This window comes from Amycolatopsis albidoflavus (genome assembly GCF_039525725.1).
GTDB lineage: Bacteria > Actinomycetota > Actinomycetes > Mycobacteriales > Pseudonocardiaceae > Amycolatopsis > Amycolatopsis albidoflava.
Genome location: NZ_BAAAHV010000005.1, coordinates 409,868 through 433,815, shown reverse-complemented (window position 1 = coordinate 433,815; position 23,948 = coordinate 409,868). Strand labels below are relative to the sequence as shown.

Annotated in this window: 26 protein-coding genes; 14 read left to right on the top strand and 12 right to left on the bottom strand. The window is 69.4% G+C overall.

Features of this window, described 5'->3' with window-relative positions; genetic code table 11:
* Nucleotides 1-267 precede the first annotated feature (267 nt).
* A complete protein-coding gene (locus tag ABD156_RS06545) occupies nucleotides 268-807 on the top strand; it encodes a Uma2 family endonuclease (RefSeq protein WP_344268522.1) in 540 nt (179 codons plus the stop codon).
* Here the strand turns inward: ABD156_RS06545 and ABD156_RS06540 are convergent.
* Nucleotides 804-1,736 carry an alpha/beta fold hydrolase gene (locus tag ABD156_RS06540; RefSeq protein ID WP_344267742.1) on the bottom strand — a complete coding sequence of 311 codons (933 nt, stop codon included), beginning with the start codon at nucleotides 1,734-1,736 and terminating at the stop codon, nucleotides 804-806. The two genes, ABD156_RS06545 and ABD156_RS06540, sit on opposite strands and share 4 nt — an antisense overlap.
* Before the next feature lie 126 nt (nucleotides 1,737-1,862).
* Here ABD156_RS06540 and ABD156_RS06535 point away from each other — a divergent pair, with 126 nt between their 5' ends.
* Genes ABD156_RS06535 through ABD156_RS06515 form a run of 5 tightly spaced genes read left to right on the top strand, consistent with a single transcriptional unit; the run spans nucleotide 1,863 to nucleotide 6,574 of the window.
* The gene (locus ABD156_RS06535) at nucleotides 1,863-2,930 is read left to right on the top strand and encodes an acyl-CoA dehydrogenase family protein (protein ID WP_344267740.1); all 1,068 of its coding nucleotides are present in this window, start codon (nucleotides 1,863-1,865) and stop codon (nucleotides 2,928-2,930) included.
* Nucleotides 2,931-2,932: 2 nt separating this feature from the next.
* Nucleotides 2,933-4,105, top strand: coding sequence for an acyl-CoA dehydrogenase family protein (locus ABD156_RS06530; RefSeq protein ID WP_344268519.1), 1,173 nt, complete (start codon nucleotides 2,933-2,935; stop codon nucleotides 4,103-4,105).
* Nucleotides 4,102-5,010, top strand: a complete 909-nt coding sequence (locus ABD156_RS06525; protein WP_344267738.1) for a bifunctional MaoC family dehydratase N-terminal/OB-fold nucleic acid binding domain-containing protein — start codon at nucleotides 4,102-4,104, stop codon at nucleotides 5,008-5,010. The genes ABD156_RS06530 and ABD156_RS06525 overlap by 4 nt, the downstream gene beginning before the upstream one ends.
* On the top strand, nucleotides 5,007-5,405 hold the full coding sequence (locus tag ABD156_RS06520; protein ID WP_344267736.1) for a MaoC family dehydratase: 399 nt from the start codon (nucleotides 5,007-5,009) through the stop codon (nucleotides 5,403-5,405). The genes ABD156_RS06525 and ABD156_RS06520 overlap by 4 nt, the downstream gene beginning before the upstream one ends.
* On the top strand, nucleotides 5,402-6,574 hold the full coding sequence (locus tag ABD156_RS06515) for a lipid-transfer protein (RefSeq protein WP_344267734.1): 1,173 nt from the start codon (nucleotides 5,402-5,404) through the stop codon (nucleotides 6,572-6,574). The genes ABD156_RS06520 and ABD156_RS06515 overlap by 4 nt, the downstream gene beginning before the upstream one ends.
* On the opposite strand, the gene ABD156_RS06510 is transcribed toward ABD156_RS06515, so the two are convergent.
* Nucleotides 6,562-7,125, bottom strand: a complete 564-nt coding sequence (locus tag ABD156_RS06510; protein WP_344267732.1) for a dihydrofolate reductase family protein — start codon at nucleotides 7,123-7,125, stop codon at nucleotides 6,562-6,564. The genes ABD156_RS06515 and ABD156_RS06510 overlap by 13 nt on opposite strands.
* 159 nt (nucleotides 7,126-7,284) lie before the next feature.
* On the opposite strand from ABD156_RS06510, the gene ABD156_RS06505 reads away from it, so the two are divergent.
* Nucleotides 7,285-7,842, top strand: coding sequence for a DUF5134 domain-containing protein (locus ABD156_RS06505; protein WP_344267731.1), 558 nt, complete (start codon nucleotides 7,285-7,287; stop codon nucleotides 7,840-7,842).
* Nucleotides 7,843-8,088: 246 nt separating this feature from the next.
* Here ABD156_RS06505 and ABD156_RS06500 read toward each other — a convergent pair whose 3' ends face one another.
* Genes ABD156_RS06500 through kstD form a run of 6 tightly spaced genes read right to left on the bottom strand, consistent with a single transcriptional unit; the run spans nucleotide 8,089 to nucleotide 13,585 of the window.
* Entirely contained in the window at nucleotides 8,089-8,556 is a 468-nt protein-coding gene (locus tag ABD156_RS06500; RefSeq protein WP_344267730.1) for a riboflavin kinase, read from the bottom strand.
* Nucleotides 8,557-8,583: 27 nt separating this feature from the next.
* Nucleotides 8,584-9,444 carry a MaoC/PaaZ C-terminal domain-containing protein gene (locus ABD156_RS06495; RefSeq protein ID WP_344267728.1) on the bottom strand — a complete coding sequence of 287 codons (861 nt, stop codon included), beginning with the start codon at nucleotides 9,442-9,444 and terminating at the stop codon, nucleotides 8,584-8,586.
* A gap of 11 nt (nucleotides 9,445-9,455) precedes the next feature.
* A complete protein-coding gene (locus ABD156_RS06490; RefSeq protein ID WP_344267726.1) occupies nucleotides 9,456-10,481 on the bottom strand; it encodes a 2Fe-2S iron-sulfur cluster-binding protein in 1,026 nt (341 codons plus the stop codon).
* Complete coding sequence (locus ABD156_RS06485) at nucleotides 10,474-10,740, bottom strand: hypothetical protein (protein ID WP_344267724.1); 267 nt, start codon at nucleotides 10,738-10,740, stop codon at nucleotides 10,474-10,476. The genes ABD156_RS06490 and ABD156_RS06485 overlap by 8 nt, the downstream gene beginning before the upstream one ends.
* Entirely contained in the window at nucleotides 10,737-11,912 is a 1,176-nt protein-coding gene (locus ABD156_RS06480; protein WP_344267722.1) for a 3-ketosteroid-9-alpha-monooxygenase, oxygenase component, read from the bottom strand. The genes ABD156_RS06485 and ABD156_RS06480 overlap by 4 nt, the downstream gene beginning before the upstream one ends.
* Nucleotides 11,909-13,585, bottom strand: a complete 1,677-nt coding sequence (gene kstD, locus ABD156_RS06475) for a 3-oxosteroid 1-dehydrogenase (protein WP_344267720.1) — start codon at nucleotides 13,583-13,585, stop codon at nucleotides 11,909-11,911. The genes ABD156_RS06480 and kstD overlap by 4 nt, the downstream gene beginning before the upstream one ends.
* Before the next feature lie 100 nt (nucleotides 13,586-13,685).
* Between kstD and ABD156_RS06470 the strand changes: the two genes are divergently transcribed.
* From ABD156_RS06470 to hsaB, 5 genes are read left to right on the top strand one after another with little or no spacing between them, the layout of a single operon-like run.
* The gene (locus ABD156_RS06470) at nucleotides 13,686-15,272 is read left to right on the top strand and encodes an FAD-binding protein (protein WP_344267718.1); all 1,587 of its coding nucleotides are present in this window, start codon (nucleotides 13,686-13,688) and stop codon (nucleotides 15,270-15,272) included.
* A gap of 32 nt (nucleotides 15,273-15,304) precedes the next feature.
* On the top strand, nucleotides 15,305-16,474 hold the full coding sequence (gene hsaA, locus ABD156_RS06465; RefSeq protein ID WP_344267716.1) for a 3-hydroxy-9,10-secoandrosta-1,3,5(10)-triene-9,17-dione monooxygenase oxygenase subunit: 1,170 nt from the start codon (nucleotides 15,305-15,307) through the stop codon (nucleotides 16,472-16,474).
* A complete protein-coding gene (gene hsaD, locus ABD156_RS06460; protein WP_344267713.1) occupies nucleotides 16,474-17,319 on the top strand; it encodes a 4,5:9,10-diseco-3-hydroxy-5,9,17-trioxoandrosta-1(10),2-diene-4-oate hydrolase in 846 nt (281 codons plus the stop codon). Before hsaA ends, hsaD begins: the two co-directional genes overlap by 1 nt.
* Complete coding sequence (hsaC, locus tag ABD156_RS06455) at nucleotides 17,319-18,218, top strand: iron-dependent extradiol dioxygenase HsaC (RefSeq protein ID WP_344267711.1); 900 nt, start codon at nucleotides 17,319-17,321, stop codon at nucleotides 18,216-18,218. The genes hsaD and hsaC overlap by 1 nt, the downstream gene beginning before the upstream one ends.
* Entirely contained in the window at nucleotides 18,215-18,802 is a 588-nt protein-coding gene (gene hsaB / locus ABD156_RS06450) for a 3-hydroxy-9,10-secoandrosta-1,3,5(10)-triene-9,17-dione monooxygenase reductase subunit (protein ID WP_344267709.1), read from the top strand. Before hsaC ends, hsaB begins: the two co-directional genes overlap by 4 nt.
* Before the next feature lie 21 nt (nucleotides 18,803-18,823).
* Here the strand turns inward: hsaB and ABD156_RS06445 are convergent, their stop codons facing one another.
* Nucleotides 18,824-19,078 carry a Smr/MutS family protein gene (locus tag ABD156_RS06445; protein ID WP_009075408.1) on the bottom strand — a complete coding sequence of 85 codons (255 nt, stop codon included), beginning with the start codon at nucleotides 19,076-19,078 and terminating at the stop codon, nucleotides 18,824-18,826.
* A gap of 84 nt (nucleotides 19,079-19,162) precedes the next feature.
* Here ABD156_RS06445 and ABD156_RS06440 point away from each other — a divergent pair, with 84 nt between their 5' ends.
* Complete coding sequence (locus tag ABD156_RS06440) at nucleotides 19,163-19,756, top strand: PadR family transcriptional regulator (RefSeq protein WP_344267705.1); 594 nt, start codon at nucleotides 19,163-19,165, stop codon at nucleotides 19,754-19,756.
* Nucleotides 19,753-20,931, top strand: coding sequence for an FAD-dependent oxidoreductase (locus ABD156_RS06435; protein WP_344267703.1), 1,179 nt, complete (start codon nucleotides 19,753-19,755; stop codon nucleotides 20,929-20,931). The genes ABD156_RS06440 and ABD156_RS06435 overlap by 4 nt, the downstream gene beginning before the upstream one ends.
* A gap of 88 nt (nucleotides 20,932-21,019) precedes the next feature.
* Here ABD156_RS06435 and ABD156_RS06430 read toward each other — a convergent pair whose 3' ends face one another.
* The 3 genes from ABD156_RS06430 to ABD156_RS06420 form a co-directional block, all read right to left on the bottom strand.
* Complete coding sequence (locus ABD156_RS06430; RefSeq protein ID WP_344267701.1) at nucleotides 21,020-22,069, bottom strand: MBL fold metallo-hydrolase; 1,050 nt, start codon at nucleotides 22,067-22,069, stop codon at nucleotides 21,020-21,022.
* Between the two features lie 10 nt (nucleotides 22,070-22,079).
* Nucleotides 22,080-23,114, bottom strand: coding sequence for a fatty acid desaturase family protein (locus ABD156_RS06425; RefSeq protein WP_344267699.1), 1,035 nt, complete (start codon nucleotides 23,112-23,114; stop codon nucleotides 22,080-22,082).
* 105 nt (nucleotides 23,115-23,219) lie between these two features.
* Nucleotides 23,220-23,507 carry a hypothetical protein gene (locus tag ABD156_RS06420; RefSeq protein ID WP_344267697.1) on the bottom strand — a complete coding sequence of 96 codons (288 nt, stop codon included), beginning with the start codon at nucleotides 23,505-23,507 and terminating at the stop codon, nucleotides 23,220-23,222.
* Nucleotides 23,508-23,948: the final 441 nt, after the last annotated feature.

Genomic DNA, 23,948 nt, shown 5'->3' with positions numbered 1-23,948 from the left:
TTTACTGGACGCGGAATTGCGGTTTCGACAAATCGCCCGGCTTCCGCGAAAGAACCTGTTCGCTGGGCACTGCTGCGCTGTCCGGGGCGGTATCCCCGCGTTTCGGTGACCCACGGTGAGCGATTCGGCGGGCGAGCCCCGCGGCGAATGGGCTAGCCGGGTCGGCGAACCGCCGCGCGGCGGTTCGCGCTGCCGCGCGTGCCCGACTACCCTGGCCGAGTCGTTTCCGGTCGGCCCGCCTGCGGGGGCAGCATGATGACAGTCCCGATGTTCGCGCACGGCGACCGTCTCACGCGTCGGGACCTGGAGACGATCTCGGATGAACGCCGCCGGTACGAACTGGTGGACGGGACGCTTCTGGTGAGCCCGTCCCCGCGTCCGCTGCACCAGCGGGTGGTCGCGCGCCTCCTGGCCGCGCTCACCCCGGTGTGCCCTGCCGACTGCGAGGTCCTCCCCGCGCCGGTGGACGTGGTGCTCGACGAGTTCACCGTGATGATCCCGGACGTCGTGGTCGGGCGGCGCGAGACGTTCACCGAACGCGCGCTGGTCGGCGTCCCGGTGCTGGCGGTCGAGGTGGTGTCGCCGTCGAGCAGGCACATCGACCGGTTCCTGAAGCCGGCCCGGCTCGCGCTCGCGGGCTGCCCGTACTACTGGGTGATCGAGCCGAACGAGCCGACGCTGAGCTGCTTCCGGCTGGCCGACGGCGAGTACGTGCTGGACGGCGAGGCTTCGGGCGACGACGTGGTGCGGCTGGAGGAGCCGTACCGGCTGGAGCTCCGCCCGGCGGATTTGGTGTCGACGTACTAGGCAGAGTCGGCGATCCGCTCCTGCCCAGAGATCGCCGCCTGCACCGACGTGCACGCCGCCATCAACGCCGCCACGAACTGATCCGCCGCGAACACGCACGCGGTATGCCCAGCCGGAATCTCATACGTCGCCGCCCCGGGAATCCGCCGCGCCAAACTCCGCTGATGCGCCGGAGCGATGAACCCGTCCCGCGAAGTCACCACAACCGCCGCGGGCAGGTCGAGCGTGTGCAGCCACGGGGTCGAGTCGAAGCGGCCGATCTCGTCCAGCGCGACCGCGATCGCCCACGGGCTCGTCGAGCGGAACTCTTCCAGCGCCCACCGGTGGTCCTCCAGCCGGGCGAGGCGTTCGCGGCGGGGCTCGCCCGGGACCAGCCCGATGCGGGCCTGGTCGCGCAGCAGGTGCAGGGTGCGGCCGAACACGTCGAGCGCCACGCGTTGCCGGAGGCCGCGGCGGAAGTTGCTCGCCGTCGAGCACAACACCAGGCCGGTGACGCGGTCCGGGAAGCGGTGGGCGGCCAGCTGGCCGACCATGCCGCCCATCGAGTAGCCCGCGACCATGAACTCGTCGATTCCCAGCGCGTCCGCGACCGCCGCCACGTCGTCCGCGCAGTCGTCGAGGCTGAACTCGTGCGAGCGGATGCCCTGGCCGTGCCAGCGCTGGTCGAACACGACCACCCGGTGGTTCTTGGACAGCCGCTCCAGCGCGGGATACCAGGTGAGCAGGCCGGTGCACGCCACCGAGTGCAGCAGGATCACCGCGGGCGCGTGCCGCGGGCCGACGTCCACCACGACGGTCTGGCCGCGGCCGGGCAGGGACAGCGGCTTCGGGTCGGGGACGCCCGCGGTGGGCGGGATGGTCGCGAGCTTCCTCGTTGCTTGCCAGCCGACGTCGCCCAGCGCTGATTTGAGAACTTGTTCCGCACCCACGTCGGCGTGCCGCCCCTCTCCGCTTCGCGGTCGATCTACAGCCCGGGCCCGGGTCCTGGGGGTTGCCGAGCCAGCCCATTCCGGCTAAAAATAGAACGTGTTCCACCTAGGTGGAGGGAGACCGGAGTGGACTTCACCCCCGACGATACGCAGAGCGAGATCACCTCGCTCGCCGCGCAAGTGCTCGGGAAGGCCGACGAGCCCGCGGACCAGTGGCGTGCGCTGGCCGACGCGGGCCTGCTCGCGCTGCCGTTGCCCGCCGACCTCGGCGGCGACGGGCTGGGCGTCGAGCACGTCGCCCCGGTGCTCACCGAGGTGGGCCGGGCCGCGGCGGCGGTGCCCGCGTACGCCGTGCTGGCGCTCGGCATCCTGCCGATCGAAGCGTTGGGCACCCCAGCGCAGCGCGCCGAGTTCCTGCCGCCCGCGGCGGCGGGGGAGAGCATTCTCACTGCCGCCTTGCACGAGCCGTCCGCACCGCTGACCTCCATCCCCGGGACCAGCGGTGCGGCGGCGGACGGTGCGTGGGCGGTGACCGGCGTCAAAACGCACGTGCCGTACGCGGCGGAGGCGACACGGATTCTCACGCCGATCGCGTTGCCGGGAGGTACCGGCGTCGCGCTCGTGGATCCGCGCGCCGACGGAGTCGAAGTGCTGCCTGCGTACAACGCGACCGGGACGCCTGAGTACACCGTGCGGTTCGATGGCGCGAAGGTGAGCGAAGCGGACTTCCTGCGCGACCGTACGGCGGGGCATGCGTTGCAGACGCTGCACCGCTACGCGTTGGCAGGCGCGCTCGCACTCGGCGACGGCCTGCTCGCCGGAGCATTGGCGTTGACGGCTCAGCACGTCGGCGAGCGCACGCAGTTCGGCCGTCCACTTGCGACTTTCCAAGCGGTGGCCCAGCAAATCGCGGACGTCTACGTCGCTTCTCGCACCGTGCACCTGGCTGCGCTGTCGGCGGTGTGGCGGCTGGCGTCCGATTTGGACGCCGACACCGAGCTGGACATCGCGGCGTATTGGCTGACCGAGGAAGCGCCGTCCGCGCTGGCGATCTGTCATCACTTGCACGGCGGCGTCGGCGTCGACCGCACTTATCCGCTGCATCGGTACTCCTCGGCGGTGAAGGATCTCGGCCGCGCGGTCGGGGGAGCGGCGCACCGGCTCGGCCGGCTGGGCGAACGAGTAGCGGGATGAGCATGCACATCGAACTGACGGCCGCGCAGCAAGAACTGCGGGCGCAGCTGCGCGAGTACTTCGCGGGCCTGCTGACCGCCGACGAGCGCCGGGCGTTGCTGCGGGAGCGGCACGGCCAGGTGTACCGCGACGTCGTGCGCCGGATGGGGCGCGACGGGAAGCTCGGCGTCGGCTGGCCCAAGGAGTACGGCGGCGGCGGTTTCGGCGAGATCGAGCAGCACATTTTCGTGGACGAAGCCGCTCGCGCGGACGTCCAGCTGCCATCGGTGACGCTGCAGACGGTCGGGCCGACGTTGCAGGCATTCGGCACCGAGGAACAGAAAGCGATGTTCCTGCCGAAGATTCTGGCCGGAGAAGTGCATTTCGCCATCGGCTACACCGAACCGGAAGCCGGAACGGACCTGGCCTCGCTGCGCACTCGCGCGGTCCGCGACGGCGACGATTACGTGATCAACGGCCAGAAAACCTTCACCACTGGCGGCCACGACGCGGACTACGTGTGGCTCGCCGTGCGCACCGATCCGGACGCGCCGAAGCACAAGGGCATCTCGATCCTCATCGTCGACACCCGCGACCCGGGCTATTCCTGGACGCCGATCATTACCTGCGACGGCGCGCACCACGTCAACGCGACGTTTTACGAGAACGTCCGCGTGCCGGCGAACATGCTGGTGGGCGAGGAAAACCGCGGCTGGCGGCTGATCACCACGCAGCTCAACCACGAGCGCGTGATGCTCGGCCCGGCCGGGCGCATCGGCGGCCTGCACGACCGCGTGTGGGCGTGGGCGGCGGCGCGCCGGACCCCGGACGGCGCGGCGCTGCTCGACTTGCCGGACGTGCGCGCGGTGCTGGCCGAGACGTTCGCGGTCGCGCGGGTCAACGAACTGCTGAACTGGCAGGTCGCGGCGGCAGCGGCGCACGGGTCGGTCGAGATCGCCGACGCTTCGGCGACCAAAGTGTTCGCCTCGGAGCGAATCCAGCGGATCGGGCGGCTGCTGGAGGAGCTGGTCGGGCGGCACGGCGACCTCGCCGACCCGGACACCGCGGAACTCGCCGAATGGCTCGACGTGCTGGCGAAACGGAACCTGGTGCTGACGTTCGGCGGAGGCGTCAGCGAGATCCAGCGCGAATTGATCGCCTCCGCCGGACTGAAACTGCCGAGGGTGCCGCGATGACGATCGAGGAAGCCGCCGCGAAAATCGCCGCACAGGGCGAAAGCGCGCCGAGGTACGCGCGCGATCCGGTGAACCAGGCGATGGTGAACAACTGGGTCGAAGCGATCGGCGACGCCAACCCGGTCTACACCGACGCGGAGTTCGCCGAGACGAGTGTCCACAAGGGAATCGTCGCGCCGCCGGCCATGGCGCAGGTGTGGACGATGCCGGGGCTGCACGGCGTGCGCGGGGACGACGACCCGCTCGGCGCGATCCTGAAGGTGCTCGACGACGCCGGGTACACGTCCATCGTGGCCACCAACTCCGAGCAGACCTATCACCGTTATCTCCGGCCCGGCGAACACGTTTCGACCACGAACGTGCTGGAGGACGTCACCGGCCCGAAGCGCACCGGGCTCGGCGAGGGCTGGTTCGTGACCACCCGGACGAATTGGTACGTCGACGGGGAACTGGTGGCGGACATGGTGTTCCGCGTGCTGAAGTTCCGTCCGCGCGAACCGGAACCGCCGCCGTCGCCGGTGCTGCGGCCGGTGATCAGCCACGACACGGCGTTTTTCTGGGAAGGCTTGCGCGAGGGAGAACTGCGCATCCAGCGCTGGGGCGACGTGCTGCGGCATCCGCCCGGTCCGATGCCGCCCGACGGATCGCTCGACACGACGCCGGACTACGTCGTCGCCAGCGGGCGCGGAACGGTCTACAGCTTCGTCGTGCACCACCATCCCGCGGTTCCGGGCAAGCGGCTGCCGTTCGTGGTCGCGCTGGTGGAGCTGGAGGAAGGCGTGCGGGTGATGGCCGAACTGCTGGACGCCGAACCGGACGAGGTCCACATCGGACTTCCGGTGACCGCCGCGTTCGTGCGCGTCGACGACGAACTGACCCTGCCCGCGTGGAAGGTGGCGCGATGACTGCCGCAGTCGGGACCGAACTGCCGCCGATGGTGATCGAGGCGACGCCGACGTTCGTGATCAGCACGGCATTGGCGACCCGCGATTTCCAGGACGTGCACCACGACCGGGACGCCGCGGTCGCACGCGGTTCGAAGGACATCTTCCTCAACATCCTTACTGACACCGGCCTGGTGCAGCGGTACGTGAGCGAATGGGCCGGTCCGCAGGCGCTTATCCGCTCGATCAAGATCCGGCTCGGCGTCCCGTGCTACGCCGGGGACACGCTCGCCTTTTCCGGCCGGGTCACCGCTCGCGAAGGCAACGACGTCGAGCTCGAAGTGTCCGCTGTGGACAGTCTAGGGGCGCACGTGACCGGCACGGTTTCGCTGACGCTGCCGGAGGAGGACGCATGACGTTCACCGGAACCACCGCCATCGCCGGGATCGGCGCGACGGAGTTCTCCAAGGATTCCGGACGCAGCGAACTGCGGCTGGCGGCCGAGTGCGTGAGCCACGCACTGGCGGACGCCGGGCTGAAACCGTCCGATGTGGACGGAATGGTGTCGTTCACCATGGACGGCAACGCCGAAATCGCGCTCGCCCGCGAACTGGGCATCCCGGAGCTGACGTTCTTCAGCCGCGTGCATTACGGTGGCGGTGCGGCAGCGGCGACCGTGCAGCAGGCAGCCATGGCGGTCTCCAGCGGGATTGCCGACGTGGTGGTCGCGTACCGGGCGTTCAACGAACGTTCCGGGATGCGGTTCGGGCGCGTGTCGGCGGCCGCGGCCCAGCAGGTGAATACGTCCGGTGTGGACAATGCGTTCCACTACCCGATGGGCATCGCGACCCCGGCCGCGACAGTGGCCATGGTCGCGCAGCGGTATCTGCACGAATACGGGGCCACCAGCGAGGATTTCGGGAAGATCGCGGTCATCGACCGGGCGCACGCGGCGACCAATCCGAACGCCTGGTTCCACGGCCGCCCGATCACGCTGGAGGAGCATCAGTCTTCGCGTTGGGTCGCGGAACCGTTGCACCTGCTGGATTGCTGCCAGGAAAGCGACGGCGGCGTCGCGCTGGTGATCACCAGCCTCGAACGCGCGCGCGACCTCCGGCAGGCACCGGTGGTGGTCTCGGCGGCGGCGCAGGGGAGCGGGCCGGACCAGTACGTGATGACCAGCTACTACCGCGACGATCTCGCCGCGCTGCCGGAAATGGGCGTCGTCGGACGGCAGCTGTGGGGCCAGTCCGGGATCGGGCCGTCCGATGTGGACGTCGCGGTGCTGTACGACCACTTCACCCCGTATGTCCTGATGCAGCTGGAGGAACTGGGGTTCTGCGGCCGCGGCGAGGCGAAAGACTTCATCGCGGGCGATACGCTGACCCTCGACGGGAAGCTGCCGCTCAACCCGCACGGCGGCCAGCTCGGCGAGGCCTACATCCACGGCATGAACGGCATCGCCGAGGCGGTCCGGCAGTTGCGCGGCACAGCGGCGAATCAGGTCGCCAACGCCGGTACCGCGGTGGTCACGGCCGGAACCGGCGTCCCGACGAGTGGGCTGGTCTTGACTCAGGCTCGCTGAGGAGCCTTCGGTTCATAGCGCATCGCCACCGCTCCGGAGGCGAACTCCAGGCGGTCCACGAGCTTCAGGTCGAGGTGCTCCGGCAGCCCGGCGAACAAGGTCGGCCCGCGTCCCGCGATCCGGGGGTGCACCACGAACTCGTACTCGTCGATCAGCCCCATCGCGGCCAGCGCGAGCGGCAGTTGCCGCCCGCCGGTGTACAACCCCTTGCCGGGCTGGTCTTTGAGCCGCAGCACCGCTTCCCGCAGATCGCCGCGCACGAGTTCGGCGTTCCAGTCGACGCGCTCGAGCTTGCTGGACACGACGTACTTCTTGGCCGCGTCGATCGTCCGGCCGAACGGCTCCATCCAGTCCGGCCGTTCGGCGGGCCGCGCGGACGGCCGCCAAGCCGCCTCCATCATCTCGTAGATCACGCGGCCGAAGAGGAGGGCGTCGGCGCGGGCGATGATCTCGGTCGAATGCCGGTGCATCTCCTCGTCCGGCGCGATGCCGGCGAGGTGGTCGCAGCAGCCGTCCAGCGTGACGTTGATGGAGTACCGAAGCGGGCGCATCGGCCGAATATAGCGGCCTGAACTGGGCTTGTCGGCCCGCGCATAGCCCTTGTGGGTCAACGCGGATCACCTCATTGCTGGCTGGTGCCTCCGGCCTCGCGCGTGTCACGGTGGTAAGGCCCGTGTGACGCAGCGTGTCCGGAGGAGTGAGGTGCCGAGGTGAGTGTGCCGCTGGCCTGGCTGTTCACCGCGCTGTTCGCGTTGCTGGCGCTGCCGTGCGTGCTGCGGCTGGTGCGGCTCGACTACGTCAGCCTCGGCCATCGGGTGCGCAACGGCGACCTCGCCGAACTGCTGCTGGTGGTGGCGATGGTCGCGATGCTGTCCCCGGTCGGCGGCCCGATCCCGGCGGCGGGCTGGCAGGCGGTGCTGGTGCTGACCGCGGGCTGGTTCGCCTGGTCGGCTTGGCGAGGGCGCGCGGAGGGGCACAGCTGCGCGCACCACGCGCTGTCGGCGGCGGCGATGCTGTACATGGTCACCGCGATGCCGCACGGCGGCATGGTGCACGGGCCGTGGATGACGATGTCCACAATGGACACCCGGCTGGCGTGGCCGGTGGTCGCGCTTGCCGCGGCGGCTTACTTCGCGCTGGACGCGGTTCGCTCGGGCGTGGTGGCGATGCGGTCGCGCGGCACGGCGGTGCCGGGGCACGCGTCGCGCACGCTGTGCCGGGCGGCGATGGGCGCGGGCATGGGGGTCATGTTGCTCGCGGCGGTCTGACTCGGCCTGGCGAGGATCAGTGCGGCGAATCGACGCTGGTGCCTCAGCCAGTGTGAAGCAAACCCGGCGGAATCAGCCTCGGTGGATTAGTCCCGGCGGATTAGTCCGGCGGAATTAGCCCAGCTGCTGGACTTCGCCGTTGCGGCGGGAATTCTTGCACGCGGAGCGTGCTTGGCCAGTTTTGGCAGAGCGCCAGCAGTCATGGATGTCGTGCTGCTCGCCACCGCGCGAGTCAACCTCGGCGAATCAGCCCAGCCGCTGGACTTCGCCGTCCGGTGGCAGCTCCGCGAGCGTCGGCAACGCGTCCGCCGGATGCGCGGCGACCCATTCGCGAGCCGCGGCCACATCCCGGCCCAGTGCGTCGATCAGCTCCTGCGCGGAACCGAACCCCTGCTGGTCGCGCAGGTGCTTGCCGAGCCAGACGGTGAGGCGTTCGCCGTACAGGTCGCCCTCGAAGTCGAGCAGGAAGGCCTCGACCAGGCGGTAGCCGTCGGCCCCGTAGTAGGTCGGGCGGCGGCCCACGGACACCGCGGCGGCCACGCGCGTGCCGTCCGCTCGCTCCGCCCAGCCGGCCCACACCCCGTCGCCCAGTTCGCCGCGCTGGTCGCGCAGCGCGATGTTCGCGGTGGGGAAGCCCAGCTCACGGCCGCGCTTGTCGCCCGGCTCGACTGGCCCGCGCACCACGAAGAAGGTGCCGTCTCGCTCGTCCGCCATGGGACAACCGTATAACGGTCCCGATGGTCAGCGGGGCGTCAGCACTGTGTCGGCCAGCACAGGCGCGTCGTCGCGTTCCGGCGCGGTGGTCGTGACCAGCAGACGTCCGTTTTCGCGCCACACGCGCACGCGCAGGTTTTCGCCGGGGAACACGACGCCGGCGAACTTCGTCCCGAATGCCGAGACGCGCTCGGGATCGCCGTCGAGGAACGCGTCGACCACGGCCTTCGCGACCACGCCGTACGTGCACAGCCCGTGCAGGATCGGCCGGTCGAACCCGGCGGCCTCGGCGAACGCCGGGTCGGCGTGCAGCGGGTTGCGGTCGCCGCACAGCCGGTACAAAAGCGCCTGCTGCGGCAGCGTCGGCACGTCGAGCACGGCGTCCGGTTCGCGCTCGGGCCACTCGATCTTGTCCGACGGTCCGCGTTCGCCGCCGAAGCCGCCCTCGCCGCGGGCGAAGATGCTGGACCGGGCTGTCCACAATGGAGCGCCGGACTCGTCGGCGACCTCGGTCTCCTGCACCAGCACCGCGGCCTTGCCCTTGTCGAAGACGTCGGCGATCCGGGTGCGCGCGACCGCCTTGCCCTCGACCGGGATCGGCCGGTGCAGCTCGATCTCTTGCTTGCCGTGCAGCACTTTCGCCAGGTCGACGTCGACGCCGGGGAACTTCAGCGCGGGCGGTTCGAAGGTGCGCAGATTGGCCGCGACGGTGGCGAAGGTCGGCAGCACGCGCAGGTCGCGCTCGTAGGTGTAGCGCAGTTCGCGCTCGGCCACCGGATCCGCGCCCGCGCCGACGGCCAGGTGGTACAGCAGCACGTCGGACGGCGTCCAGGCGAAGCTGACCTCGCCGAGATCGGCTCCGATCGCGACCGCGGGGTCGATGGGCACGGGCTCTCCACTCACTCGTAGCTGACGGAAACCTCGTCGGTCAACGGTACCGACTGGCAGGCCAGCACGATCCCGTCGGCGATGTCGTCGGCGTCCAGCACCTCGTTGTTCAGCATTTTCACCTCGCCGGAGACGATGCGGCACGCGCACGCGCTGCATTGGCCCTCACGGCAGGAGTACGGCGCGTCGAGGCCCTCGGCGAGCAGGTGGTCGAGCAGCTTCCGCTGTCGCGGCCAGGTGATTTGCCGGGTTTCGCCGTCGAGGTCGACGGTGAGCGCGGTGGTCTCGCCGCCGGTGTCCTCCTCAAGCTCCGGCTCGTCCGCAAAGGGATTCCCGGAAAGCGAGTGGAACTTCTCTACATGCACGCGTTCCCGTGGCGCGCCGAGTTCACGCAACGCATCCTGTGCGGCGGCCATGAACGGAGCCGGGCCGCAGAGAAATGCTTCATGCCCCGCGTAAGGCTTGGCCAGCGCCCGCAACGCGGTGACAGTCGGCAGGCCCTGCAGGCTTTCCAGCCAATGCACCACGGTGAGCCGGTCGCCGAACCGCTCGGCCAGTTCGCGCAATTCCGCGGCGAAGATCACCGACTGCTCGTCGCGGTTGGCGTAAACCAGCACCACCTGGCCATCGCCCTTTTCCAGCGCGGACTTGAGAATCGACATCACCGGCGTGATCCCGCTGCCCGCGGCGAGCAACAGGAAGTCCGAGTCCAAAGAGGACGGACAGAACACGCCGGACGGTCGCAGCACGTCGATCGTCGCGCCCGCCCGCAGTTCGTCGCATACCCAATTCGAGCCGTACCCGTCAACGGTCCGCTTCACCGTGACCTGCACCCGGCCCTCGTGCGGAGCACTCGAAAGCGAGTAGCACCGCGCGACGGAACCCGTTTGGTCGCTGGGAATCCGCAGGGTGAGGAATTGCCCAGGGGAGTAAGCGAATCGCGCGAGATGCTCGTCCGGAACCGTGAACACAATGGACCGGGCGTCCGCGGTTTCCTCGATCACCTCGGCGACGGTGAGCGTGACGACGTCAGTCATTGCGCACCTGCCCGAAATTGCCGTCCCGCACCGCGGTGTCGATGCTGTCCGCGAGTTTCTCGCACGTGTCCAGCAATGCGGTGGTGCCGCCGGACGCGGCGTGCGCGGCGAACACCGGGCAGCTGGTCGCGGCGTCGGTGGTCCACTGGATGCTGGTGTGCTTCAGGCTGTTTTTCTTGACCAGCACACAGGTTCCGCAGCTGCGGCACTCATGCGGGCGCAGCCCGGAGGTGAGGAATTCGGTGGCTTCGGCCGTCACACCCCAGCCTCCTCCGACTGAGCCGCAGCCTCGGCCTCCGCGCGCTGGCGTGCCAGGTTTTCCTGCACCTCGGCCGCCCACACCTCGTTCGCCTTCGTAGTGTCCACTTCGAACTCGAACCGGCGCGTCATGTCCTCGGTGACGTCCGCGGCGTCCACGTAGAACTGGTCGTACCAGCGGCGCAGCTGGTAGACCGGCCCGTCTTCCTCGCACAGCAGCGGGTTGTCGATCTTGGTCTTGTTCTTCCAGATCTCCACGTCCTGCAGGAATCCGACGCCGATGCCCTTGGCGAGCTTCGCCGCGATCTTGTCCGCGTGCTCGTCGGAAATTCCGGGCATCTTCTTGACCATGATGCCCCACTGCAGCACGAACGACGTCGGCGAAACCGGGTAGTGGCAGTTGATCAGCACGTTCTCGATTTCGAAGCCCTGGAAGGAGTTCACCAGCCAGTTGATCATGTAGGAGGGGCCGAAATACGACGCCTCCGAGCGGAGCAGGTTTTCCTCGCCGCCGTAATTGGACGCCATGCCCATGTCCGGGCGGCCCTTGGTGTTGAGGTACTGGGTGGCGATGTGGCCCTCGAACACGTTCTTGAAATACGTGGGGAAGGCGTAGTGGATGTAGAAGAAGTGCGCCATGTCCACCACGTTGTCGATGATCTCGCGGCAGTTGGCGTTCTCGATGAGGATCGAGTCCCAGGTCCAGTTGCTCCACTCGTCGCTGTACGCGCCCTCGACGCGCGGGATCACGACGTTCTCCGGCGGCGGGTTGCCCTCCGGGTCGTGCCAGACGAACAGTTGCTTGTTCTCCTCCAGCACCTGCCACGCCCGGGTGCGCGCCCGCAGCGGGACCCGCTTGGCGTAGGGGATCGACTTGCACTTGCCGTTGCCGCCCCAGCGCCAGTCGTGGAACGGGCAGGCGATCTCGTCGCCCTTCACCGAACCCTGGGTCAGGTCGCCGCCCATGTGCCGGCAGTACCCGTCGAGCACGTTGAGCTTCCCGGCCGTGTCCGCGAACACGACGAGCTTCGTGCCGAACGCCTGGACCGCGTGCGGTTTGCCGTCGCGGAAGTTGTCGGCGAGCCCGAGGCAGTGCCAGCCGCGGGCGTATCGCGCCGGGGGCGCCCCGGCGTCGATCGTGCGGATCTCGGATCCATCGGTCTTCGGCGTCACTGCCTGCCTCCCGTGCCGGTCTGATCTTCGTTCGCCAGCGCCTGTGCCGCAAGGTAGCCGAACACCATCGCCGGGCCGATGGTCGCGCCCGGTCCGGCGTAGGTCCGGCCCATCACCGGCGCGCCGGTGTTGCCCGCCGCGTAGAGGCCAGGCACGACCGTGCCGTCCTCTCGCAGGACGCGGGCGTTTTCGTCAATCCGCAGCCCGCCCTTGGTGCCCAGGTCTCCGGGCACCACGCGGACCGCGTAGTACGGGGCCTTGGCGAGTTCGCCGAGGCTCGGGTTGGGGCGGTTGCGCGGGTCGCCGTAGTAGTGGTCGTAGGCGCTGAGCCCGCGCTGGAAGTCGTCGTCGACGCCCTTGCGAGCGAAGCCGTTGAACCGCGTGACGGTCTGCTCCAGCGCTTCGGTGGGCACGTCGATCTTCTCGGCGAGTCCGGCCAGCGTCGCGGACTTCGCCACGATCCCGGCCTTGTACCAGCGTCCGGGCAGCGGCTGCCGCGGGCCGAGGCCGGTGAACAGGTAGCGGTCGCGGTAGCGCTGGTCGAACACCAGCCACGCCGGGACGTGCTTGCCGGGGCCGTCGCCGTCGCCGTACATCGCGTGCACGGCCTCGACGTACGGCGCGGATTCGTTGACGAACCGCGTGCCATCGGAGTCGACCATCAGGCAGCCTGGCCGCGACCGCTCGGCGAGCGCGAACCACGGACCGCCGGTGAGCGGGAACGACGGGCCCCACCAGGCGTCTTCCATCAGGTCGGTCGCCGCGCCGAGCTTGAGCCCGGCGTTGATGCCGTCGCCGGTGTTCGCCTCCGCGCCGACGGTCCATTCGGTGCCGATCGGCGCGCGCTGGTACTTGGTGCGCATCTCTTCGTTGTGCTCGAAGCCGCCGCAGGCAAGCACCACGCCGCGGCGCGCGCGGAACAGCGTCTCTTCGCCGTCGCGACGCGCCACGATGCCGGTGACGACGTCGTTTTCCACCTGCAGATCGACCAGCGGAGTGTCCAGCAGAACCTCGACGCCCGCGTCCCGCAGGCCCTTCCGCAGCCCGGCCGCAAGCGCTTGCCCCATGGACAGCGGCTGCTGTCCGCGGATCCGCCCGACCAGCCATTTCATCCCGAGCGACAGCATCCGGGCGAACCCGCGCGGATGCCGGGCGATCAGGCTCAACCAGCGATAGTCCGACTGGGTGATCGGCACGCCGAGCGGCGGCGCGCTGTACGGCGGTTCGAGCTGCGCGAGGTCCGCGCCGAGCAGCTTGCCGTCGAGTGCCTTCGGCTCCACGGACCGGCCGCCGGGACGTCCGCCGGGCGCCTCGGGGTGGTAGTCGCTGTAGCCCGGCACCCACTGGAACTCCAGCGGCGTGTTCCGCGTGACGAACTCCAGCACCTCGGGACCGTGGTCGAGGAAGGTCGTGCGCAACCGCTCCGGCACGACGTCGCCGACGATCGACTCCAGGTACTGCCTCGCGCGTTCGGGTGGTTCTTCGATGCCCGCGGCCCGCAGCGCGTGGTTGCCGGGCAGCCAGACGCCCCCGCCGGAGCGGGCGGTCGAACCGCCGAAGCAGGCTGCCTTTTCCAGCACCACCACGGAAAGCCCGCGATGGGCGGCGGCGAGCGCGGCGGTCATCCCGGCGGCGCCGCTGCCGGCCACCACCACGTCGTACTCGTCCGACATGCCACCTCACATGCAACGTGTTATCGGCTAAAGCTGGCCTGCTCGGGGCCACTTCCGTCACCATAGACGAGAACGTGTTCCAGTTCTAGGGTGGCGGACTATGGACGAGCTTGGCGCGGACGTCGTGATCATCGGAGCCGGCGCGGCCGGCGTGTGCGCGGCCATCGAAGCGGCCGACGCGGGCGCCGAGGTGCTGCTGGTCGACCGGTTCTCCGGCGGCGGGGCCAGTCGCGTGAGCGGCGGCGTGGTCTACGCCGGGGGAGGGACGCCGCAGCAGCGCGCCGCGGGTGTCGACGACAGCGTGGACGCGATGTACGCGTACCTGCGGATGGAAACCGGCGACGTCGTGTCGGAGCGGACGTTGCGGCGGTTCTGCGAGGAAAGCGTCGACATGGTGGCGTGGCTGGAGCGGCAAGGCGTGCCGTTCGAGGGCAGCATGTGCGACTACAAGACGTCGTATCCCAGCAACAAGCACTACCTGTACTACTCCGGCAGTGAACTTTCCGGCGGCTTCCGCGACGTGGCGAAACCCGCGCCCCGCGGACACCGGGTCAAGGGGCCGGGGACGTCCGGGAAGCTGCTGATGAAGCAGTTGCTGGCGGCGGCTCGCGAGCGCGGCGTGAAAGTGCTGCCGCAGACGCAGGCGATGAACCTGATCACAGATGACTCCGGCACGGTCACCGGGGTGCTCACGCACAGTCTGCGGGATGCGCCTTCGTGGGTGCGGGCGCGGCATGCGCGGCTCGCGGATTGGGCGGCCAAGCCGGGGATTTACGTGCCCCCGCTGCGCCGGTCGTTGCATCAGCGGGTGGAACGGATCGAGCGCAAGCACGCGCGTGAGCTGCGGATTAGTGCGCGGCGAGGCGTGGTGCTGGCGGCGGGCGGGTTCATCGTGAACCGGGCGATGGTGCGAGAGCACGCGCCCGCGTATCGCGGCGGGCTGGATCTCGGGACTTCCGCCGACGATGGTTCCGGCATCCGGATGGGCGTGGAAGTCGGTGGCCGTACGGCGGAGCTGGACCGGGTGTCGGCATGGCGGTTTCTGACGCCGCCGTCGGCGTTTCTCGGCGGGCTGCTGGTGGGCGCGGACGGCCGGCGGATCATCGACGAGTCCCGGTACGGCGCGGCGATCGGCGAGCGGATGATCGCCGAGCACGGCGGACGCGGCTGGCTGCTGGTCGACGAGCCGATCGTCGCCGAAGCCCGGCGTGACGGGCGAAAACAAGGCCAATGGTTCGCGACGCTGCAGCTGCGCTATCTGCTGGGCAAGGGCCGGGTGACCGCCGGGACGATCGAGGAAGCGGCCGCGCGCGCAGGGGTTGATCCGGCTGGGCTCGCCGCGACTTATGCCGAGTATCAGCGCGGTCCGGACCCGGCAGGCAAGCCGGCGGACTTCGCGCGCCCGCTGGACACGCCGCCGTACTCGCTGATCGACGTGTCGGTGAAACCCAACCTCGGCTACCCCTGTCCGATGCTGACGCTGGGCGGCCTGGTGGTCGACGAGGACACCGGCGCGGTGGCCGGCGTACGCGGGCTTTACGCCGCCGGACGCACCGCGGTGGGAATCTGTTCCAGGTCGTATGTGAGCGGTCTTTCGCTGGCTGACTGCGTGTTTTCCGGCCGCCGGGCAGGGTTGCACGGCGCGCATGGGGCAGACCGCGTCGACAAAAACGAGAACGTGTTCTAGTCTTGAGCGTGTCGAGCGAGAGAGGACGGCCGATGAGCGAGCTGGCTGCCGTGATCGCGGGGGTGCGCGACCTTCTTCCCGTGCTGCGGGAACGCGCACAGGAGACCGAGGACGCCCGTCGGATCCCCGCCGAATCAGTGAAAGCGCTGCAGGAGACCGGATTTTTCCGCCTGCTGCAACCGAAACCGTACGGCGGCTTGGAAGCCGACCCGGTCACCTTCTACACCGCGGTCAAGCTCATCGCGAGCGCCTGCGGGTCCACCGGCTGGGTCGCGTCGATTCTCGGCGTGCACCCGTGGCACGTCGCGTTGTTCGACGCGCAAGCCCAGGCGGACGTGTGGGGCGACGACCACGACGTGCGGATTTCTTCTTCGTACGCGCCGATGGGCAAGGCGACCGTCGTCGAGGGCGGCTACCGGCTGTCCGGGCGATGGAGCTTCTCGTCCGGAAGCGACCACTGCACGTGGGTGCTGCTGGGCGGGCCGGCGTTCGCCGACGGCAAGCCGGTGGACTTCTGCACGTATCTCGTGCCGATCTCGGACTACTCCATTGTGGACGTCTGGGACACGGTCGGGCTGCGCGGCACAGGGTCCAACGACATTGTCGTCGAGGACGTGTTCGTGCCCAAGCACCGCGCGCTGAGCTTCATGGCGACGTCGAAGTGCAAGACCCCGGGTCAGGAAGTCAACCCGGGCCCGCTGTACCGGCTGCCGTACGGCTCGGTGCACCCGAGCACCATCACCGCGCCGATCATCGGGATGGCGCAAGGCGCGTACGACGCGCACGTGGAGCACCAGGGCAAGCGGGTGCGGGCGGCGTACGCGGGCGAACAGTCCAAAGAGGACCCGTTCTCGAAGGTGCGGATCGCGGAAGCGAGCAGCGAGATCGACGCGGCCTGGCTGCAGCTGACGCACAACATCGACGAGCTGTACCAGCTGGCCTGCAAGGGCGAGAAGCTGCCGTTCAGCACGCGGTTGCGGGTGCGCCGGGACCAGGTGCGCGGCACCGAGCGGGCGATCTCCGCGATCGACCGGCTTTTCGAGAACTCCGGCGGCCGCGCGCTGCAGCGGGGCACGCCGATCCAGCGCTTCTGGCGCGACGCGCACGCGGGCCGGGTGCACGCGGCGAACGACGCCGAGCGCGCGTACGTCATGTTCGGTACCGGCGAATTCGGTTTGCCCGTCGAGAATGCGATGGTCTGATGGCACCCGAAGGTTCCTATGTAGACACTGCGGGCGGCATTCGTCTGCACTACCACGAGTCCGGCGCGGAAAACGCCGAGACGGTGCTGTTGCTGCACGGCGGCGGCCCCGGTGCCTCGGCGTGGAGCAACTTCGGCCGGAACCTGCCGGTGTTCGGAAAGTCTTACCGCACACTGGCGATCGACCAGCCGGGCTTCGGCCGGTCCGACAAGCCGACTGACCACCCGCAGTACTTCCGGCACAGCTCGGACGCGGTCGTCGGCCTGATGGACCAGCTCGGCATCGAAAAAGCGCACATCGTCGGCAACTCGCTCGGCGCGGGCGCGGCGGTCCGGCTCGCGCTGAACCATCCCGGACGCGCCGGGCGGCTGGTGCTGATGGGTGCGGGCGGGTTGAGCGTCAACCTGTTCGCCCCGGACCCCACCGAAGGCGTGCGGCTGCTGTCCCGGTTCGCCGGGGATCCGACCCGGGAGCGGATGGAAGCGTTCCTCCGGATCATGGTGCACGACCAGGCTTTGGTGACCGACGAGCTGATCGACGAACGCTTCGAGATCGCTCGTTCGCCGGAGTCGCTCGCCGCGATGCGGGCGATGGGCAAGTCGTTCAGCCTGCCGGATTCCTTCGAGGAAGGCATGTTGTGGCGCGAGGCTTACCGCCTGCGCCAGCGGGTCTTGCTCGTCTGGGGCCGGGAGGACCGGGTCAACCCGCTCGACGGCGCTTTGCTCGCGCTGAAGACGATTCCGCGTGCGCAACTGCACGTGTTCGGCGGCTGCGGCCACTGGGCGCAGCTGGAGAAGTTCGACGAGTTCAACCGACTCGCCCTCGACTTCCTCGGGAGTTCGTGATGGCTATCCGTTCGCTGGGATATCTGCGCATCGAAGCCACGGACATGGACGCCTGGCGCGTCTACGGGCTGAAGGTGCTCGGCATGGTGGAGGGTTCGGGCACCGACCCGAACGCGCTTTACCTGCGCATGGACGATTTCCCGGCGCGATTGGTGATCGTGCCGGGGGAGAAGGACCGCTTGGCGGTCGCGGGCTGGGAAGCGGCCAACGCCGCGGAACTGGACGAGGTCCGCACCCGGCTCGACGCGGCTTCGGTGCCGTACAAGGAAGGCACGCCCGACGAGCTGGCCGACCGCCGCGTGGCGGAGATGATCAGCTTCACCGATCCGTCCGGCAACACGCTGGAGGTGTTCCACGGGGTCGCGCTGCAACATCGGCGGGTGGTGAGCCCGTACGGGCACCGCTTCGTCACCGGCGAGCAGGGCTTGGGCCACGTGGTTTTGTCGACCCACGACGACGAGGCCGCGCTGCGGTTCTACCGGGACGTGCTGGGCTTCCGGCTCCGCGACTCGATGCGCCTGCCGCCGCAGATGGTGGGCCGCCCGGCCGACGGCGACCCGGCGTGGCTGCGGTTCTTCGGCTGCAACCCGCGCCACCACAGCCTGGCGTTCCTGCCGATGCCGACGCCGAGCGGGATCGTGCACCTGATGGTGGAGGTCGAGGAGACCGACGACGTCGGGTTGTGCCTGGACCGCGCGAAACGCAAGAACGTCCCGATGTCCGCGACGCTGGGCCGGCACGTGAACGACCTGATGCTGTCGTTCTACATGAAGACCCCCGGCGGCTTCGACGTCGAGTTCGGCTGCGAGGGCCGGCAAGTCGAGGACGAGGACTGGATCGCCCGCGAGAGCACCGCGGTTTCGTTGTGGGGCCACGATTTCTCGGTGGGCTCGCAATGACAGCCGCGGTTCCGGAGGCGGTGCCGGATCGGTTTCGCGAGGTGTTGGGCCACTTCTGCACCGGCGTGACCGTGGTGACCGGCTACGTCGAGGGCGCTCAGACCTTGGCCGATTACGCCAGCTCCGGCACGCCGACCGGACCGGTGGGTTTCGCCTGCCAGTCCTTCGCTGCGTTGTCGCTGGATCCGCCGCTGGTGCTGTTCTGCGTCGCCCGGACGTCGCGCACCTGGCCCGCGCTGGCCGCGGCGGGCACGTTCGCGGTGAACGTGCTCGCCGAAGACCAGCAGGCGGTCTGCGCCGAGTTCGGCCGCCGCGGCGGCGACAAGTTCTCCGGAGTGTCCTGGCGGCCCGCCCCCTCGGGCGCGCCGCTGTTGGACGGAGCCCTGACCTGGGTGGACTGCGAAGTACAGGCCGTCCACCCGGCCGGGGACCACTACGTGGTGGTCGGCCGGGTGACCGCGCTGGGCGAGACGTCCGACGCCCGCCCGCTGCTGTTCCACCGCGGCCGCTACACAGTCACCGAACCGGTGCCGGACGCGCTCACCGCGCTGATGCCCTGGCCCCGCCCGGACGACTGGCTCTGACGCTTCGGGCGGGTGATCGCGTCACTTCCAGCGGAAGTGCACGAACACCCGCCCGAAGTTGTCTTTGTCCTTCTCGACGCGGTGGTAGAGCGCCTTGACGTCCTTGCGCTCCAGGAACCGCAGCACGTGCTTCTTCAGCTGCCCGGACCCCTTGCCGGGAATGATCTCCACGAGCGGCGCCTTCTTCGCGACCGCCTCGTCGATGACCGCGCGCAGCGCCCGGTCGATCTCCCCGCCGCGGTTGTAGATGTCGTGAAGATCGAGCTTGAGCTTCATTCCTCCTTCCTACCCCACGTCGCGACCTTATAGTCGACATCAACTACTCTTCTGCGTATAGTCGATCCTGACTAAGGAGCTGTGGTGAAGCGACGCGTAGTGGGGAATCCGCTCGGGCTGGCCGTGCTGGCGGGCTTGACCGAGGAGCCGATGCATCCGTACGAGATGGCGCGGCGGTTCGTGGAGTACGGCAAGGAGCGGGATTTCAAATACACCCGCAGCTCGCTGTACATGGTGGTCGGGCAGTTGGAGAAGGCCGGGTTCATCGCGGCGCGGGAGACGCTGCGCGATTCGGCGCGCCCGGAGCGGACGGTCTACGCCATCACGCCCACCGGACGGCTCGAGCTGTTCGACTGGATGCGCGAACTCGTCGCCGAACCGGCCACCGAGTACCCGCTGTTCGGGGCGGCGTTGTCGCTGTTCATCGTGCTGCCGGCGGACGAGCTCGGCGAGTTGCTCCAGCAGCGGCTCGCCGCGCTCACCGCCATCGCCGACGACATCCGCGCGGCGATCGAAAGCGGGCGGGAGCAGGGGCTCGCCTGGTGGTTCCTGGTCGAGGAGGACTACCGGCTGACGAAAGTCGAGGCGGAGCGCGGCTTCGTCGAACGGCTCGCCCAGTCGGTCGCCGGGGAGGACTACCGGCAGGCGTGGGAAACCTATTTCAAGGGGAGAACATGAACGTACTAGTGATCGGCGGGGGCATCGCCGGCGCGACCACCGCGATGGCGTTGCAACGAGCCGGAATCGAAGCCGCCGTCTACGAGGCTTACCCCAAGGCGGCGGACGGAGTCGGCGGCGCGCTGACGCTGTCGCCCAACGGCCGCAACGCTTTGCGCCAGATCGACGCCGACGACGCGGTGGCTGCGGCCGGCCTCGAGGTGCCCGGAATGGTGATGCAGAACCACAAAGGCCGCGCGGTCGGCAGATTCGACGGGCTGGCGGGCCTGCCGTCGAGCCTGCTGATGCGCCGCGACCGGCTGTACCGCGCGCTGATGGACGAAGCGCTGAGCCGGGGGATCACGGTCGAATTCGGCAAGCGCTTGAAGACGATCGAGAACAAACCGGACCAGGTGGTCGCCCATTTCGCGGACGGTTCCTCCGCGGCGGGCGACGTGCTGATCGGCGCGGACGGCATCCGGTCGGCCGTCCGGTCCACTTTGGACCCAGCGGCGGCTTCCCCGCGCTACGCCGGATTGCTCGGCCTCGGCGGCTGGATTCGCAACCCAGGCCTGCCGGTGACCGGGAACTACCAGCATTTCGCCTTCGGCAAGCGGGCGTTCTTCGGCTACTTCATCGACGCGGACGAGATTCTCTGGTTCAGCAACGTGCCCGCCGCCGACCCGGCGGAGGCGGAGACCGCTTCGCCGGAGCACTGGCTCTCTGTGCTGCGGGAACGGCACGCGGACGACGTCCCGGCGCGTGACATCATCGCCCTGCTGAAGCCGGAAGACGTTGGACAGCCTGGAGTCCTGGAAGACATCCCGACGGTGCGGACGTGGCACCGCGGCCGGGTCGTCCTGGTCGGAGACGCCGCGCATCCGACGTCGCCGAGTTCCGGGCAGGGAGCGTCGCAGGCGATCGAGAGTTCGCTCGAACTCGCTCGTGCGTTGCGGGATTCTCCTGACGTGGCAACGGCCTTCGCCCAATACGAGGCGGCCCGGCGGGAACGGGTCGAACGGATCATCGCGCGGGCGGGGAAGATCAACAACGACAAGGGGGCGGGTCCGGTAGCGCGGATTATGCGTGACTTGCTGATGCCCGTGGTGATGAAGACGGTGATGAAGCCGGAGAAGATGTTCGGCGACCTGCATCGGCACCGGATCGAGTTCGCGCCTTCGCGCGCCTCGGTCTAGCGGAGGCACGCGAGCGCGGACCGGCGCGTGCGGCCGAGCAATCCCAGCGCGGCCGGGTCCTGGCGCTGGCGGACGGGGCGACCGTCCGTCAGCCCAGGGTCTGCCACCACCCGTCCACGGGCGGCGGGGCGGAGGCGTCGATCCGCTGCCCCGGCTTCGGGATCGCGAGCGGGAGGTCGTTGGCCTTGGCCTCCCGCCACACCCGGTCCGCGGGATCGGACCAGCTGTGCGTCGCGAGCGTGAACGTCGCCCAGTGCACCGGGACCAGCAGCCCGCCGCGCACGTCCAGATGCGCGGCGACGCCCTCCTCCGGCGTCATGTGGATGTCCGGCCAGTGCGGGGCATACGCGCCGACCTGGACGAGCGTCGCGTCGAACGGCCCGTACTTCGCGCCGATCTCGGCGAAACCGGCGAAATACCCGGTGTCGCCGCTGTAGTAGACGCGATCCTCCGGGCCGGCGAGCACCCACGACGCCCACAGGGTGCTGTCGTTCGCGAGGCCGCGGCCGGAGAAATGCTGCGCGGGCGTGGCGACGAACCGGATCCCGGCCACGTGCGCGTCCTCGTGCCAGTCGAGTTCGATGATCCGCGCGGCCGGGACGTGCCACCGTTCGAGGTGCGCCCCGACGCCGAGCGGAACGAGGAACGGCGCGTCGGTCAGCGCGATCAACGCGCGGACGGTGGGCAGGTCCAGGTGGTCGTAGTGATCGTGGGAGATCACGATCGCGTCCAGCCTGCCCAGCTCCCGCAGCGAAACCGGGGGAGCGTGCAGCCGCCGCGGCCCGGCGAAGGCGGCGGGCGAAACCCGGTCGCCCCACACCGGATCGCACAGCACCCGGGCGCCGTCGATCTCCACCAGCGTGGACGCGTGCCCGTACCAGGTGAGGAAGAGACCGTCGGCCGAGGAGACGGCGGGCGACGCGATCACCGGCACCGCACCGCCCGGCCGGCGGCGGGCCCGGTCTTCGCCGAACAGGTATTCGCGCACGAGCCCGCCGGGGGAGGAGGGCGTCGCGCGAGTGGAGGCGGCGTTGTGGAACAAGCCGTCGGCGTACTGCGGAGACCGCCGCATCCGCTCCGCACGTGCTCCGGCCGCCTTCGCGCCGAAGGCCGCCGGAGTCAGTGCTTGGAACGTCATGCCACCGAGTCTACGAAGCCTTCCTGAGAGGGGCCCCAGCTTCGTGCAGGTGCTTTAGGGTCTGCCGATACGAAGACACCAGGCCGGTCCGCAGGTACGAGATCCCGATCTCCGCGCAGTATGCCTCCACCATCGGCTGAGCCCGGCGCAGATGCACCGACGGCATGCTCGGGAACAAGTGGTGCTCGATCTGGTGGTTGAGGCCGCCGAGCAGGACGTCGATCACCGGTCCGCCCGCGACGTTGCGCGAGGTGAGCACCTGCTTGCGCAGGAAGTCGAGATCCGTCTTGCCGGTCAGCGTCGGCATGCCCTTGTGGTTCGGGGCGAAGATCGAACCCATGTACACGCCCCACAGCCCCTGGTGAACCGCGAAAAACAGCAGCGCGAGGCCCGGCGGAAGGACGATGAACAGGGCGGCGAGGTACACCGCGATGTGGGTGAACAGCAACGCCGCTTCGAGCCCGCGACGGCGCAGACCCGGGCGCGCGACCGCACGGATGCCGGAGACGTGCAGGTTGAGGCCTTCGAGGGTGAGCAGCGGGAAGAACAGCAGCGCCTGGTGACGGCCGATGAACCGGGGCACGCCGCGGGCTTCGCGGGCCTGGCGCTGGGACCAGACGAGAACGTCCGGGTCGACGTCGGGGTCCAGTTCCTCGTGGTTCGGGTTGGCGTGGTGGCGGGTGTGCTTGTCCATCCACCACCCGTAGCTCATGCCGATGCCGAGGTTCCCGGCCAGCCGCCCGGCGATCTCGGCGGAACGGCGGGTCTTGAACACCTGGCGGTGCGCGAGGTCGTGCGAAAGCAGGGCGATCTGCCCGAACATGAAAGCCTGGAACGCGGCCACGGCGAGCTGCCACCACGAGTCGCCGAGCAGCGCGAACGCGACCCAGCCTCCCGCGAACAGCACGGTCACGAGCGCGATTCGAGCGGTGTAGTAGCCGGGGCGGCGGTCGAGCAGACCGGCGTCGGTGATCCGGCGGCAGAGCCGGGCGAAGTCGCTTCCCGGCCGTGGGGGCGAGGGGAGGACGAGCTTGTCGGTGGTCACGGGGGGAGTATTGCGGCGCCCGGCCCCCGCGGGAAACCGGCAGGCCCGACAGCCGGTGCTGGGGTTGCCCCCACCTTCGGCCCGTGCCTGGCCCAAGCGCGCTGCTCAGGCGGGGAAAACGCCGTTCAGCGGACGCCCCGGAGCCCAGAAATTCATCGGGACGACACCCTCCGAACGGCCGGTCCCGTCGAGCACATGGCCCATCGGCTTCAGCGCCCGCAGCAGGACCGCCCGGTTCACCATCTCCAGCCACGGCAATTTCGCGGCCAGGCCCGCCCCCCAGGGCGCCGACGTCGTCGCGACCGCCAAGCCACGCCACGGCCAGCAGGTCCGCCTCGCTGGCCAGCGCCGCGCGATCTCGCAGCGCAGCCGGATTGCTCCGTGTGCCAGCAACCCTTCCATCCTTCGGCGGACCGTCGTCACACCGATTCCCAGCCGCAATGCCAACGAACGGCGGAGGCACAGCCGTCCTCGCCGAGCGCCTAGCGTTCGACCGGCGAGATCGCGCGGATCCCCAGCGACTGCCTTCGACGAACATCCGCAGCGACAGGCTCGTCCCGATCCGAACGACGCCCGGCCGCAGCGAAGCCGTTGCAGCACATCATCCCCGCGGATCGGTCCACAATGCGTCGAGAAGCCTGAGCTCGCTCTCCTCAACGCGGCAGATTCCTCATCTCCGCCCCTCCCGCCCACCGGAAACCCGCAAACCCCTCTGAACCCAACCGCGGGATCGCCCCACTGAACCCAACCGCGGGATCGCGTCGGCGTGTGGAGAGGCAGTGTGCACGGCCCCCCGGGCCGGGCGCACTGCCTCTCCACACGCCGACTTAAAGG

Coding starts and splice junctions, on each gene's coding strand:
- ABD156_RS06545 (WP_344268522.1), top strand. CDS start 268: ATGTTCGCGCACGGCGACCGTCTCACGCGTCGGGACCTGGAGACGATC.
- ABD156_RS06530 (WP_344268519.1), top strand. CDS start 2,933: ATGCACATCGAACTGACGGCCGCGCAGCAAGAACTGCGGGCGCAGCTG.
- ABD156_RS06525 (WP_344267738.1), top strand. CDS start 4,102: ATGACGATCGAGGAAGCCGCCGCGAAAATCGCCGCACAGGGCGAAAGC.
- ABD156_RS06520 (WP_344267736.1), top strand. CDS start 5,007: ATGACTGCCGCAGTCGGGACCGAACTGCCGCCGATGGTGATCGAGGCG.
- ABD156_RS06515 (WP_344267734.1), top strand. CDS start 5,402: ATGACGTTCACCGGAACCACCGCCATCGCCGGGATCGGCGCGACGGAG.
- ABD156_RS06510 (WP_344267732.1), bottom strand. CDS start 7,125: ATGCGCCCGCTTCGGTACTCCATCAACGTCACGCTGGACGGCTGCTGC.
- ABD156_RS06500 (WP_344267730.1), bottom strand. CDS start 8,556: ATGGCGGACGAGCGAGACGGCACCTTCTTCGTGGTGCGCGGGCCAGTC.
- ABD156_RS06490 (WP_344267726.1), bottom strand. CDS start 10,481: ATGACTGACGTCGTCACGCTCACCGTCGCCGAGGTGATCGAGGAAACC.
- kstD (WP_344267720.1), bottom strand. CDS start 13,585: ATGTCGGACGAGTACGACGTGGTGGTGGCCGGCAGCGGCGCCGCCGGG.
- ABD156_RS06470 (WP_344267718.1), top strand. CDS start 13,686: ATGGACGAGCTTGGCGCGGACGTCGTGATCATCGGAGCCGGCGCGGCC.
- hsaA (WP_344267716.1), top strand. CDS start 15,305: ATGAGCGAGCTGGCTGCCGTGATCGCGGGGGTGCGCGACCTTCTTCCC.
- hsaD (WP_344267713.1), top strand. CDS start 16,474: ATGGCACCCGAAGGTTCCTATGTAGACACTGCGGGCGGCATTCGTCTG.
- hsaC (WP_344267711.1), top strand. CDS start 17,319: ATGGCTATCCGTTCGCTGGGATATCTGCGCATCGAAGCCACGGACATG.
- hsaB (WP_344267709.1), top strand. CDS start 18,215: ATGACAGCCGCGGTTCCGGAGGCGGTGCCGGATCGGTTTCGCGAGGTG.
- ABD156_RS06445 (WP_009075408.1), bottom strand. CDS start 19,078: ATGAAGCTCAAGCTCGATCTTCACGACATCTACAACCGCGGCGGGGAG.
- ABD156_RS06435 (WP_344267703.1), top strand. CDS start 19,753: ATGAACGTACTAGTGATCGGCGGGGGCATCGCCGGCGCGACCACCGCG.
- ABD156_RS06430 (WP_344267701.1), bottom strand. CDS start 22,069: ATGACGTTCCAAGCACTGACTCCGGCGGCCTTCGGCGCGAAGGCGGCC.